Annotated in this window: 12 protein-coding genes; 3 read left to right on the forward strand and 9 right to left on the reverse strand. The window is 39.3% G+C overall.

Features of this window, described 5'->3' with window-relative positions:
* Nucleotides 1-67: 67 nt before the first annotated feature.
* A complete protein-coding gene (locus NIES592_RS00290) occupies nucleotides 68-1,684 on the forward strand; it encodes an iron uptake porin (protein WP_073554600.1) in 1,617 nt (538 codons plus the stop codon).
* Between the two features lie 82 nt (nucleotides 1,685-1,766).
* Here NIES592_RS00290 and NIES592_RS00295 read toward each other — a convergent pair whose 3' ends face one another.
* Nucleotides 1,767-2,651 (reverse strand): sulfite exporter TauE/SafE family protein, encoded by an 885-nt coding sequence (locus NIES592_RS00295; RefSeq protein WP_062249602.1) that lies wholly within the window; start codon nucleotides 2,649-2,651, stop codon nucleotides 1,767-1,769.
* A gap of 20 nt (nucleotides 2,652-2,671) precedes the next feature.
* Nucleotides 2,672-3,565, reverse strand: a complete 894-nt coding sequence (locus NIES592_RS00300) for a TauD/TfdA family dioxygenase (RefSeq protein WP_062249601.1) — start codon at nucleotides 3,563-3,565, stop codon at nucleotides 2,672-2,674.
* A gap of 1,144 nt (nucleotides 3,566-4,709) precedes the next feature.
* Between NIES592_RS00300 and NIES592_RS00305 the strand changes: the two genes are divergently transcribed.
* Nucleotides 4,710-5,555 carry a lysophospholipid acyltransferase family protein gene (locus tag NIES592_RS00305; protein WP_073554601.1) on the forward strand — a complete coding sequence of 282 codons (846 nt, stop codon included), beginning with the start codon at nucleotides 4,710-4,712 and terminating at the stop codon, nucleotides 5,553-5,555.
* A gap of 111 nt (nucleotides 5,556-5,666) precedes the next feature.
* Here NIES592_RS00305 and NIES592_RS00310 read toward each other — a convergent pair whose 3' ends face one another.
* Nucleotides 5,667-6,572 (reverse strand): HEAT repeat domain-containing protein, encoded by a 906-nt coding sequence (locus NIES592_RS00310; RefSeq protein WP_073554602.1) that lies wholly within the window; start codon nucleotides 6,570-6,572, stop codon nucleotides 5,667-5,669.
* A 278-nt stretch (nucleotides 6,573-6,850) separates the two neighbouring features.
* Here NIES592_RS00310 and NIES592_RS00315 point away from each other — a divergent pair, with 278 nt between their 5' ends.
* Entirely contained in the window at nucleotides 6,851-7,690 is an 840-nt protein-coding gene (locus NIES592_RS00315) for a tetratricopeptide repeat protein (protein ID WP_073554603.1), read from the forward strand.
* Between the two features lie 205 nt (nucleotides 7,691-7,895).
* Here NIES592_RS00315 and NIES592_RS00320 read toward each other — a convergent pair whose 3' ends face one another.
* The 6 genes from NIES592_RS00320 to NIES592_RS00345 form a co-directional block, all read right to left on the reverse strand.
* Entirely contained in the window at nucleotides 7,896-9,326 is a 1,431-nt protein-coding gene (locus NIES592_RS00320) for a hypothetical protein (protein WP_073554604.1), read from the reverse strand.
* A gap of 357 nt (nucleotides 9,327-9,683) precedes the next feature.
* On the reverse strand, nucleotides 9,684-10,475 hold the full coding sequence (gene pstB, locus NIES592_RS00325) for a phosphate ABC transporter ATP-binding protein PstB (RefSeq protein ID WP_073554605.1): 792 nt from the start codon (nucleotides 10,473-10,475) through the stop codon (nucleotides 9,684-9,686).
* The gene (pstA, locus tag NIES592_RS00330) at nucleotides 10,469-11,392 is read right to left on the reverse strand and encodes a phosphate ABC transporter permease PstA (RefSeq protein ID WP_073554606.1); all 924 of its coding nucleotides are present in this window, start codon (nucleotides 11,390-11,392) and stop codon (nucleotides 10,469-10,471) included. The genes pstB and pstA overlap by 7 nt, the downstream gene beginning before the upstream one ends.
* A 1-nt stretch (nucleotide 11,393) precedes the next feature.
* Nucleotides 11,394-12,320: a phosphate ABC transporter permease subunit PstC gene (gene pstC, locus NIES592_RS00335; protein ID WP_062249587.1), complete on the reverse strand. Its 927-nt coding sequence runs from the start codon at nucleotides 12,318-12,320 to the stop codon at nucleotides 11,394-11,396.
* A 91-nt stretch (nucleotides 12,321-12,411) separates the two neighbouring features.
* Nucleotides 12,412-13,443, reverse strand: a complete 1,032-nt coding sequence (locus NIES592_RS00340; RefSeq protein ID WP_073554607.1) for a PstS family phosphate ABC transporter substrate-binding protein — start codon at nucleotides 13,441-13,443, stop codon at nucleotides 12,412-12,414.
* Nucleotides 13,412-13,666 carry a hypothetical protein gene (locus tag NIES592_RS00345; RefSeq protein WP_062249579.1) on the reverse strand — a complete coding sequence of 85 codons (255 nt, stop codon included), beginning with the start codon at nucleotides 13,664-13,666 and terminating at the stop codon, nucleotides 13,412-13,414. The genes NIES592_RS00340 and NIES592_RS00345 overlap by 32 nt, the downstream gene beginning before the upstream one ends.
* Between the last annotated feature and the right edge of the window lie 239 nt (nucleotides 13,667-13,905).

A 13,905-nucleotide genomic window follows, 5' to 3' on the forward strand; every position in this document is an offset into this window, starting at 1 on the left:
TGTTGCTTGGCTTCAAAAGAAATTCCCCAGAAATAAACAGATTTAGCTAGATTTAGGTGTAAATTAGGTGATATCTAGAGTTTGGTCAAAATTTTTGCTGTTTAGCCCTGCTGTTGTGGTGGCAAGCTTTGCTGTTTTACCCTCAACAGTTTTAGCTGAAGTATCTACAAATGAACAAGTTCAGCCAGAATTTACGGTCATAGCTGAACTTTCTCCAAATAATCAACCACAACTCAGTTCTGTTTCTCAGTTATCTGATGTACAGCCTACAGATTGGGCGTTCCAAGCGCTACAATCCCTGGTAGAACGATATGGTTGTATTGCTGGCTACCCAAATGGTACGTACCGGGGCAATCGATCCATGACGCGATACGAATTTGCTGCTGGTTTGAATGCTTGTTTAGAGCGAGTGAATGAACTTATTGCTAGCGCTACGAGTGATTTGGTGACAAAAGAGGATTTAGCCACACTGCAAAGACTGCAAGAGGAGTTCTCAGCAGAATTAGCGACACTGCGCGGTCGCGTCGATGCCTTAGAAGCGCGCACAGCGGAACTAGAGTCAAATCAATTTTCTACCACTACAAAACTTAATGGTGAAGCGATATTTGTCGTAGCTGGTGTTTTTGGTGACAATGCAGCCGATCAAGATAACGATTCTGATAACAACCCAGATTTGCAAGATAATATTATCTTCGCAGACCGTATGCGTCTGAACTTTGATACCAGCTTTATGGGTAAAGACCGTCTACGAGTCCGCTTGCAAGCCAGAAATATCACCGAATTTCAGGGTAACGTCACAGGTACTAGAATGACCCGTTTAGGTTTTGATGGCAATGAAGATAACGATGTTGAGTTAGATGACTTGTACTATTACTTTCCCTTAGGGGATAAGGTAAGAGTCGCAATTTCTGCTGCGAATACAGAATTGAATCATCTTGTGGAAACCCTAAGTCCCTTTGAAAGTTCTGGTAATGGTAGTATTTCGCGTTTTGGAAGATTTAACCCTATCTACCGAGCGGCTGGTAGCACTGGGTTAGTGGTCAATTATCAGTTCAGCGATCGCGCCAGTCTCGATTTCGCCTATATGGTTCGCGATCCTGAAGATTCTAGTGGAGAAAACGGACTGTTCAACGGTAACTACGGCGCTGTGGCACAATTCATCTTTGAGCCAATCAATAATTTAAATCTAGGCTTGACTTATGTCCGCTCCTATAATGCAGGAGGTAGTAATAGTGGTGTCAACCTCACAGGTAGTACGGGTAGTACCAATGCAGTCAGACCTTTTGGTAATGTTTCTACCTCAGCAGATTCTTTCGGTCTAGAAACTAGCTGGCGCATTAGTCCTCAATTTACTCTTTCTGGTTGGTTAGCTTATTCATTGGCACGATCAGAAGTCAGCGATGATAGCGCAGATATCCTGAACTACGCTGTAACTTTGGCATTTCCAGACTTAGGAGGAAAAGGTAATTTAGCCGGGATCGTCTTCGGTATGCCACCAAAAGTTATAGAAAGTAGTCTGGTAGAAGATCAAGATACTTCTTTGCACATAGAAGGTTTTTATCGGTTGCAGGTTACAGATAATATTGCCATTACTCCTGGCTTATTCGTGATTACTAATCCAGAACATAATGACAATAACAACACTATATTTGTAGGAACAATTCGGACTACCTTCAAGTTTTAAGTCAGTTTGAGGATTGATCATATCTGTAAATGACTGTAGGTAATAGGTAATAGGAAAAACTAATTATCTATTACCCGAGCAATTAATGCATACTTTCAGCAATCATGAATGCTCCCGTACCACCCAATACCCAAGCAATTAGTTTGCGGAGATTGGAAGATTCAATCTTTTTAAGAGTTTTTGCTCCAATATAACTACCTAATAACGTTGTTGGTACAAGTGACAAAAGAAGTGGCCAATGCACTCCCAAAGTCAGCATACTAGCTGTTCCACCAGTAGCTAGAGTCAGAAAATTAATAGCTAAGTTCGTTCCCACTGCTTCCTTTGGCTCCATACCTAAAACTCTAATCATCGCAGGTAATCTGATACTAGCTAATCCTAAACCTACGATACCCGCTAGCAACCCCAAGCCAACTCCAATTCCTATTTCAATCAAGAAACGTTGGTGAGTTGAAAGTTTATCTTCACCTTGATTAGGTTTTTTAGGATTAGCTATCTGAAAGCTTGAGTAAATAAGTACAATTCCGATAACAACTTTTATCCAATCTGCTTGTATCCGAGCAAAGGCAAGTACACTGATAATTGCACCGATTGCTGAGGGAATACCTATTGCACAGACTACCCGATAATTAACACGACCCTCCTTAATGTGATAATAGGTACCAGCACATGCGCCCATAGCAGCAGTAGCTAGATTTGTACCTGTGGCAATACCTATTCCATTAGCAGTTGATTGTAAGGCATATACAATTAAAGGAAGCCGAATCTGACCTAACATCAAGCCCACAGAAGCACCAAAAAAGCTTAAAACAAAGGAAACAATTCCAAGAATAATGATGATTGAATAATTATTGGCACTAAACATTGATACACCCGATTTATATTGAATATTGTTAATAGGCTTAATGAAGATTAAAATTTGTGCAAATTCATGAATCACAGGTAATAATAGTGCTTGAGTATTCAAGCACTATTACTAATCAATTTTTAATTGCTTTCACTACTTAACGGCTTAGATTTTGGTATAAAACCAAGGTGAAAATAATGAGAATATTCGGAAACTCCGTTAAAGTGTAATCTATTTAGTTTGCGAAATTCATTTTCTGGGAAAGATGTTCTTCCGTGTAGAACACTCGCATTATCAAGTATAATAATTTGATGAGGTTGAAGTTGAAAAATTAATTGATTATTAGTATCGTTGACATAGTTTTTAATCAGATTGTAAGCCCTTTCTACTTGTGGTGGAATCGCAACTGAGATGATTGCATCTGCTCTAAAACACATGAACATTCTGTCTTCGTACTCTGTAAATATTGCTCGTTTACCTGTTTGATCTCCTCTGGTTATAGTCAATGGATAATCGAACAAATTCTGTAATTCTTCAGGATAGTTGTTTCTTAAATATTCATAGACAGTTTCAGCATAAATGATTTGAGATAATCCTCCTGTTTTGGAGGGGACTTCACACTGCATTGCAACAATTTTAGGAGGTTCCATTTCAAAAGACCCATCTGTATGCATGAAATGGGTTATATTACTTGTAGCTACGTAAGTTTTAGCAAGGGAAGAGTCGCGTAAGTTTTCAATTGTACTAATACCATTAGGAGCAGAAAGCTTATGTTTCTTGATCGAGCCAAAATACTTTTGTAAAGCTAACAAATTTTCTTGCAGATTCGGGATTGGTTCACATTCCAAAATGACAAATTTAAACTTATTAAATATTTCAAACAACCTTTGTAAATCTGAATTGGAAATTTCTGCAACTTTGCTAATTTTTATTGTCAACTGATTAAGATCGAGTTTAGTAGCATCAAGAAGTTCTTCGTTGTGTAAATTTACATCAAATTTGTACTGGGCTGCGTTGATATTATTTGTGAGCATTCTTAGATCTCCTTGTTTAGATGCACTTGTTTAGATTTCAGAATGAAATTACTTTCACAACACAAATGGATAAATTTTAGCAGTATGCTTGCAAACTAGAATGCTGGTTAAAAGTAAGGACTTAAGATTGTTGATTCTCTGCATAAATAGTCATTTTGTTGTTGCTTTTATTGCAACTAAAATCCGTAGCAGTGAAAATAAATAAGCGAATTCATAAGCTTGGATTTTGCACCAAATTGATTATCCATCAGGAAATAAATTTTCACCCCTCAAGCGTATAAGTCCTATAATTCAATAAATAAATTTCTTGGTAATATTTGGGCACTCAGTATTAATTTAAAAGTCATTGATTTAGCGATCAAAACCCATAAAAATAATGTGGCTTTATCGCACATATCCTTGCTTAGTACAGTTTTATACTTAAATCGGTGCAAGCTTTAACCTTAAGGTTTACAGGTATATATTTTCTGGGTTAGCCAACTCCCAGGCATAAAAATTCAAGCTTTACTTTTTCGGAATCAATAGCTTTTAATTCTTCTTTTCATGAATTCTTGCTATCCACAACGTAAACTTCTACAGACTTAGGAAGTTATTCTCGAATATGAAAGTCTTGTGGATAATATATGGGAGCAAATGCTAATATGGTTAAACACTATTTAGGTCAGAAATAACCAATAGTTCAGGTAACCAATATTATAGTTGCAAAAAAAGTAGTATGTGCGCACCAAATCTTTTTCTGTTCCAGAACTAGCATTCACTAGTCGTGCAAGCACACTTTTAATAACAGTCGTGGGCATCATCAAATCCTCCCGCTGTTTTGCATCCCCTGAATTAAGTTTAGAAACTTTTCTTCGTTCTACCCACAACCTAGTTCAATAAATTGTGCATTTTCAAAACCTTACACTTTGGCTTGGGCATGAGTGGTAGAAAAGAGTATTATTTTTCTTCCTCTAAAACTATAGACTGATCAAGCAAATAAAGCAATACATTAATCTCTAAAAGAGTTATTTAGATAAATTACATAATACTGACATTTTTAAATATTTATTTTATCTATCACCTGTTGAGTAAAATGAGAATTCACGACCGCCTACACATCACTCTCAAATTTACTACCACCAAAAGGGAGATTAATTGAGGCGAAATGCCAACACACAAGTCAAAACAACTATCTCAACAAACCGAAATCGGCTGGTCTTTAGATCAGCGAGATCCAGAATTTATCAAATTTTTGATGCCTTTTTGGGAGTGGCTGTATAAATACTATTTTCGAGTCCAGACTAGTGGCTGGGAAAATATACCCAGCAACGAAAAAGTTTTATTCGTAGGTTCCCATAATGGCGGACTCGCTGCTCCCGACACTCATATGATGGTCTACGACTGGTTTAAACGCTTCGGTGTGGAAAAACCAATCTACGGTTTGATGCATCCCACGGTTTGGAAAGAGTTCCCCACTGTAGCACAAGCTGCTGCTAAAGTTGGAGCCATCATTGCTCATCCGAAAATGGCGATCGCAGCTTTGCGTTCCGGAGCCAGCGTACTCGTCTATCCTGGTGGCGCAGAAGATCTGTTTCGACCTTATTCTTTGCGTAATCAAATCTACTTTGCTGAACGCCAAGGCTTTATCAAACTAGCACTACGAGAAAAAGTGCCCATAGTACCACTCATTTCTACTGGCGCTCATGAGACACTAATTGTTCTGGCTGAGCGTTACGACTTAGCCCAGCAATTACATCAATGGGGAATCCCTTGGCTATTTGGGATCGACCCAGTTGTCTTTCCCATTTATTTAGGTTTACCCTGGGGATTGTCCTTTGGGCCTTTACCTAATATTCCTTTACCAGTACCCATCCGCACACGAGTTTGTCCACCAATAGTTTTTGAACACTATGGTAGAGAAGCAGCGTGCGATCGCGATTATGTCAACGCTTGCTACGAACTTGTCCGCAGTCAAATGCAGCAAGAGTTGGATAATTTGGTTAAGCAGTAATTAAGTGATAGTAGACTTCTTGAACATTGAAAGCGATCGCCTGTAGTTGTATTCATTGTCGGGCGATCGCAAAATTTATCTTGAGTTTGGCTATCTAGTAATTCGGGGACTTTATCTGGGCTGTTGGACTGGCTGTTGGACGGGTTGCTGAACTGGCTGCTGGACTGGCTGAGAAGTTTGTAAAGGGTTGAATAAAGAGTTAACCACATTCTGGGGTAACTTAATTAATGGGTCAGCTAAAAAACCAAGGCTAGAGCTAAAAGAAGATACTAATTGATTTAATTGCCCAGTAGATAAATTTTTAGCTGCTTGCTGAATACCAATACCGATTTTATCTAAAGCAAAGGCAGCAACTAAGCGCACAGCTTGACTGGGGTCTGTCAAACTAGTGAGTAAAGCAGGAGCTGCACCTTTAGCTTGATCGCCAAGACAGCCGAGAGTTGCACCAGCAAAAAAGCGAACCAGTTCGTCTTTATCTTGCAAACCTCCAATCAGTGCAGGTACAACAGATGTTGGATTGGACACAAAACATCTACCTGCATTTGATTGGACTTTGGGCTGAGCATTCACTTGAGCCTGTGGTTGAACCTGTGGTTGGACGTTTGGTTGACCTAGTTGTTGCACCTGCTGTTGTAGCTGTGGATTTTGACTTTGCAAGGCTTGAAGAATACCGGGAACCGCAGCAGCAGCATCTGAGCGTATTTGTGGATTATTGCCCTGTAACCCTTGAATTAAAATAGGTATTGCAGAACTTGCATCAAAGCCTGCTGGCGCTTGTTTGCCTTGTAACACCTGAATTAACACTGGTACAGCCGCAGCACCAAGATTAGCACTAGGTTGAGAATTACCCTTGAGGGGTACAGTTACTCTAATATCTTGTCCATTCGCCTGCTGCGCCCAGCTAGCACTGGTGATCAATAACGGTGAAGACAAACACAATAAGCCAACTGTTGCTTGGGAAATCATCGCATTCCAACGAACTCGAATCGGGAATTTTGAATGAAGAGATTTAATCATGGGTGTAGGTAAATAGGTTCATTTGCCAGATGAATACATCAGTGATGATCACGATTACGAAAATCACCCAAGATATAACCAAAAATTTTTAGTGCAAGACAACAAACACAGATAAATCATCCGTGTGCATCGGTGTGCATCGGTGTTCGTTCATCTAAAAAAAATAAATTCTTGCGAATCTTCCACTTAACTTTACACAATTTTACAAAATTATTGCGTAAAAAAATCTCCCAGAAGTGTAGCAATATAAAGAAGCAACTATAAATAATGCTATAAAAATGAGACTAAAATTATCAGGTCAAGTATTGACAGGGGTTGTAGGGTTCTGTGGAATTGCTATATTGACTTTGACCACATCTGTAGTACCCGCGAATGCTAAACAGATAACCAGCCCCAGAATAGAACAAGCTGCAACCACTAAAGCAGATGACTTTTACAATCAGGGAGTCAATAAGTATAATCAAGGAGATTTAGAAGGTGCGATCGCAGCTTTTTCCGCAGCCATTGGACTTGATCCTAATGATGCGATCGCTTATGTGAACCGGGGCTATACCCGCTATGATTTAGGAGACAAACAAGGAGCAATAGAGGACTTTACCGCAGCAATTCGCCTCAACCCTCGTGATCCTGTCGCCTATGTCAATCGTGGATATAGCCGTTATGACTTGGGAAACAGCCAAAGCGCCATACAGGACTATAACAGAGCTATTAATCTTGATCCTAGTTATGCTCTTGCCTACTACAACCGAGGTCTTGCCCGCAATGATTTAGGGGACAAAAAAGGAGCTCTAGAAGACTATAGCACAGCAATTCGTCTCAACCCAAATGATGCTCTTGCCTATGTGGGTCGAGGGAATGTCCGTGATGAACAGGGAGATCACAAGGGAGCGATCGAAGACTATAATCAAGCAGTGCGTCTCAATCCCAATGAAGCTTTTGCTTATTACAACCGGGGTGTAACTCGTTATAATCAGGCAGACTACTTTGGGGCAATAGAGGACTTTGAAAAAGCCGCAGACCTATTTTTACGACAAGGAAATACTACACAGTATCAACAAGTTTTAGAACTACTTACTAAAATTGAACAGCAGACAGGTGAAACTTTGGTTTCTATTTGATAGATAAATAACCCAGAGGATCGCAAAGGAAACGCAAACAGACGCAAAGTTTTTTCACCACGAATTTCTGAACTCTATAATTCTCTTATACTAATTCCGGCCAATTGGTCATGATATAAAGCTGGGGTATTGCGTGTAGTAATATCCCAATTACCCATTACCAATTACCGATCCCAAGGAATAATACAAGTGTTCCAGCGGGATATTATTTTTCGATTGCAACACTGTCTTTTTTAGAGTAATACTCCCTTGTTGCGTATACGCTAATGATACTGTCACCAATTATAAAAAATGTACCTTCTTGCTCGTCTTTAGAAAACTGCAAATGCGGATATTTTTGAGTCAGTTCTTCCGCAGTCATAGCCTTGGCATTCATCTCATCTGGCAATACTCCGGTAGAAACGACATACAATACTAGGGGACTAATTTTGTCACGGTAAATTTCTGAGATAAATTCCTCTAATTTGGCCTTGGCAGTAAAGAGGGCTACTATCAGATCATCTTTGTTGATATTTTTGCGATCGCGCTGCTGTTGCCAAATTTTTGCCACGTTTTCAGCACCAACTTTGGACAAAATAGCAGCAAAAATACCATTATTATCTAGTCCTATAAAATCATCAAAAATCGGTTTCATGAACTCATCCACGGGAGTGATTTTTATCCGAGATGATAATTGCTTGTGCCTACAAGCGATATTGTCATGAAAAAACATATCAAAGTTAGGCTTGGAGATAATCTCTCCAGTTGCTGTGTGATAAAGTTCATACATCCTGTCAAGAAACTTGTTAGCAGAATGTAGTTTACCTAGATTGAGAATATCTTTGCAACCAATATCAATTTTGTAGCTAATGCGTGACTCAAGATTCTGTTTAGCTAAAGCTTGTTTAATGTTAGTGTATTCATTAGTTGTGGGAAAGTTGAGGTTTACATTTTTGAAAATATAATGCTTTCTCAACTCTGCCAACTGTTCTGGCAAAAAGACATCCGACTCTTTTTTCAAAATTGCAGAAATAATGCTTGCAAGTACTTTAGCTTCTGCAAGTTGATCAAATAAACCCTCAATACTACTGTAATGTTGATCAATGGGTAAAAGGGGCAGATGATCTAATCTAATGGTATATTCACAGCGAAAATCATAATCTTCGTTTTCTATTACACATTTTTCTCGGAGTAAATCAAAAGTTTTTTTGCTGCTAATCTTAACTTGTAGTGATTTGACATTGACTTTGCCTTCACTCACAATGGTGTAATTATTAAAGCTATTTAAGTCATTTACCAATAAACCCGCAACTTCAAAAATAGGAGTTTGATCTTCTGTTTTGATCAGTCTGACTTTACGGGTGATCAGCATGTTGATATTGGCTGTATTATGGTTAAGTCCAAAAGTACCCATACCAACATATTCACCATTGTCTATATATTTTGTTGTCAGCCAAGGCTTAATAAGATTACTATTTTCATCTCTGAAACCTGGAATTCTTTTGACACCAGTTCTTTGATAATTTGCTTGTAGATTCTTGAGATTGACAATAATATGATTGCGATGTGCTTCTAAAATTGTGAGCAGTTCTAACAAAGATATTGTGTTATTATCTTGAGAAGACATAATATGATTTTTGGCAGATTTTTTTGCCATGACTAACCTACCCTGGTTTATTTAAATACGAATTTTAATAAGATGTGAGTGCTTAATACCAATTTGCACTTAACATAAAAAACGAACCACCAAGACGCCAAGAACGCCAAGGATTGAGTTTTTCGATTAAGGGAAAAAATAAAATCATCCTGCAAACATGCAACACAATTTGCAGTGTGTGTTCATTGACTACAAATATTAAATATAGTCCTGTAAATTTGCATTACACACTTAATTTTTATCTTTTATAGTACAATTGTATCACAAATAAGTTATTTATGGGGTAGCCACGTCCCCCATTTTCTCTACACTCTCAGCATCTGTGCGGTTAAAATCTTGAAGAAAGCAGAGCTTTCACTAACCAATATGTCCAAAAACATAATCGGCTGTCCTTTCCTGCTTTGGACTACTAAAAACACTCTGTGTCGCCCCAAATTCTACTAATTCACCCAAGTACATAAAAGCTGTATAGTCAGAGATTCGTGCTGCTTGCTGCATACTGTGAGTGACGATGAGAATTGTTACTTGCTGCTTTAACTGACCAATTAACTGTTCTATGCTAGAAGTTGCATTGGGATCGAGAGCAGAAGTTGGTTCATCAAAAAGAATCAGTTCTGGATTTGTTGCTAAAGCGCGAGCGATACACAAGCGCTGCTGCTGACCCCCTGAAAGGTTAAAAGCCATGTCCTTCAAACGGTCTTTGACTTCATCCCACAAAGCAGCATCGCGGAGGGCTTGCTCTACTCTTTCATCAATAATGCTTTGTTTTGATATACCCCTGACTCGCAAACCATAGGCGACATTTTCATAAATTGACTTAGGGAAGGGATTTGGTCTTTGAAATACCATACCAATCCGCATCCGCAACTCAATTGGGTCTACCTTCCGACTCAGAATATTAATAGGAGCAGAGTCTAGTAAGATTGATCCCTCATAGCGATTACCTGGATAGAGGTCATGCAGACGATTGAAACAGCGTAACAAGGTTGTTTTACCACAGCCAGATGGCCCAATCAATGCAGTAACTACATTCTTAGCTACTACCATGTTGACATCCTTTAACACATGGGTAGAACCGTAGTAGAAATTGAGTTGTTCGACCTTGGCTTTGGGTTGCAACGTTTGTAATTTATTGTTTCTTTCTACCATTTAATACCTCTACGAAAACGATAGCGTAAATAAATAGCAATTCCATTCATGACCAGAGTCATGGCAATGAGTATGACGCCTGCTGCGGCTGCATTAAATTGAAATTCTGGCTCAGGACGGGATACCCAGTTGAACATTTGGATGGGCATTACTGTAAAAGGCGCTTGCAACCATTCAAAGGAGATAAAAGGAAACTGGCTTTTGATGGGAGGCTCTGGTAAAAAGGCGATGAAAGTGAGAGCGCCAATCGTGATCAGGGGAGCAGTTTCGCCGATCGCTCTGGCTAGGGCGATAATCACTCCTGTTAAAATGCCACTCATGGAATAGGGTAATGTATGATCCCAGATCATTTGCCATTTGGTTGTTCCCAATGCATAGGCTGCTTCGCGAATACTATTGGGAATAGCTCGCAGAGACTCGCGGGTTGTAACTATAACAACTGGCAATACTAATAAAGCTAGAGTTAAACCTGCTGTGAGAATGCTTTCGCCCAATTTTAACTGCTCTGCAAATAAACCTAGTGCCAATAGACCGTAGATAATTGAAGGTACACCTGCAAGGTTAGTTACATTAACTTCAATGAGTGCAGACAACCAGTTTTTCGGTGCGTATTCTTCCAAGTAAATCCCTGAGGCAACACCGAGTGGGATTGCAGCCACAAGAGTTACCAACATAACTAGGCTTGTTCCTACCCAAGCAGACAGGATTCCAGCTTCTTCGGGATCACGACCAGGAAAAGATGTCAAAAATTGCCAGTTCAGACGGGGTGTGCCATCTACTGCTAAACGAATGATTAATGCTAACAGAGTAATAATTGCTACGAGAATTGTTAACAAGCCTATAATAGCAAATATAGCATCTAGCAATTTGCGCCGAGAAATGTTAGCTCGGAGTTCCTGTAGATTTTCTCCTGACATACTAGTAAATTTCCCGATAGCGTTTGCTCAGAAAGTATCCAATGATATTGAAAACTAGTGTCATCAACACTAAAGTCAGTCCGGCGGCGAATATTGTTTGATACTCAAGGCTACCGTGTGGTAAGTCTCCTAAGCTAACCTGCACAATGTAAGCGGTGATTGTGGCTGCTTCATCCATTGGGTTCCAGGTTAAATTTGGTTGGAGTCCAGCTGCGATCGCAACGATCATAGTTTCCCCAACGGCACGAGATATACCTAAAATATAGGCTGCAAATATTCCGGAAATAGCGGACGGATAGACTACTCGCCAAGCTGTTTGCAAGCGTGTTGCCCCCATCGCATAGGAACCTTCTCGTATATACAGAGGAACTGACCGCATTGCATCTTCACTGATAGAACTGACTAAAGGCAGAATCATTATACCCATGACCAATCCGGCGCTCAACATATTAAACCCAGGTAAGTCAGGTAGAACTGTTTGCAACAGTGGGGTAACGAATAAAAGCGCAAAATAGCCGTAAACTACTGTCGGAATACCTGCTAATAATTCTAAAAAAGGCTTAACCACCTCTCGCAGTCTGGGATTAGCAAATTCACTTAGATACATCGCCGTGATCGTACCCATTGGTACTGATACTAACAAAGCAATGGTGGTTGTTACCAAAGTTCCAGAAACTAGGGGTAAAATCCCATAGTGGGCGTCAGCAAACAAAGGCGACCATTGAGTATCTGTGAGAAATTCCTTGAGAGAAACTTTGCGAAAAAATTCTACAGATTCGTATACCAACAGAACAATAATGGCAATAGTTGTGGCTACTGAAGAAAAAGCTGCAAGAAATAACAGGAACTCTATCACCCGTTCTCGCAAATCTCTTACTAACTTTGGGGATATAGAAACATTTTTTAGCGTTTCAGTTTGCTGCTGCATGGAAAACAATATTTTGCATTTAACTGCTTGTAGAGACGCGATTTATCGCGTCTCTATACATTTTTAGATATTTAACTCACGGCAAAATTTTTTATTGTTGTGCTTCCCGCTGTAGAAGTTGTTCAATCCGCAGTCCTACAGCTTCTTTACCAGCAAAGACTGTTCCCAGTTTGGGTTTTTGAAAATGGCTGAGTGCTAAATTGTAAGCTGAGGATGGTAAAGGTATGTATTTTACTTCTCTTGCGTATTTAGCACCATTTTTGAGGTAAAAATTCACGAAATCCTTTACTTCTTTACGCTGTGCTGACTTTGCGTTGACGTAAATGAAGATAGGGCGGGATAAAGGTTGGTAACTTCCGTTCAACACTGCTTGTTCAGAAGGTGCTACTGTAGCCTTACCGTTATTAATTGCGACGGCCTTCAACCGATTTTTGTTTGGAACATAATAGGCATAGCCAAAGTAACCAAGGGCATTTTTGTCACGGCTTACGCCTTGAACTAGTACGTTGTCGTCTTCGCTGGGAGTGTAGTCGGTACGGCTAGCCTTGGATTTACCATTAATGGCTTCGGTGAAGTAGTCAAATGTACCAGAATCTGGTCCTGGCCCATAAAGCTTGAGGGGAGCATTGGGAAATCCTTGGCGGACTTGATTCCAATTTTTAATTTTGCCTTGGGCTGCTGGTTCCCAGATTTTTTTCAATTCAGCCACAGTTAAGCTTTTTGCCCAGTTGTTTGCGGGGTTGACAACTACTGTTAAAGCATCGTAAGCAACTGGCAGTTCAATATACTTAATACCAGCACTATTACAAGCTTGCATTTCTTTAACAAGGATAGGTCGGGAAGCATTAGAAATGTCAGTTTGACCAGAACAGAACTTTTTAAAACCGCCTCCAGTTCCAGAAACACCAACTGTGACTTTTACTCTACCTCCTGTGTTTTTTTGAAAGTCTTCTGCAACGGCTTCAGTAATTGGATAGACTGTGCTAGAACCATCGATGGTGATTCTATTTGTACCTTGAGACAGAACAGAAGGCATTGACACAGCAAAAGTTGCTGTGGATAGTGCTAATGAAATCATCAAAGTGAAGCGGTTAAGCCCTAATCTCATTCCCTTGACCACCATAAAGTTTGCTCCGTGACGCTAAACTAATAATTTTTAAAAGTTGAGTTGTTGTAATTAACCGACACTCAAAAGCAGTGGGAATGTTGATTTGCTTGGTTTTATCTACTGCTCTTGAGTTACGGCTTGGGCGATCGCTGCAATAAAATGGTCCAAACACAACAGCATCTGTCATTACTGAAGAAGTAGTTACACTGCTTAAATCAGTGACATAAAATTTAAACATTCTGGCAATAAAATGAGAGATTTGTGTTGCAATCTAGACCTGTAAATAAAACTACATTCTTTGCAGTTAAGAACAGTTTATGAATCACTTAATTAATTGATAAAAAATAGTTAAAATTTTATCTTAAAAATATCTTTATTTAGAAAAAATCAAGTTAATATGTGGCTATAAATAAAATTTATTTTTTGATTTTATAAAAGCAAATGTAGTAATCCGATTTGATTAATGAATTTACTCGT

This window comes from Fischerella major NIES-592, assembly GCF_001904645.1.
GTDB classification, from domain to species: domain Bacteria; phylum Cyanobacteriota; class Cyanobacteriia; order Cyanobacteriales; family Nostocaceae; genus Fischerella; species Fischerella thermalis.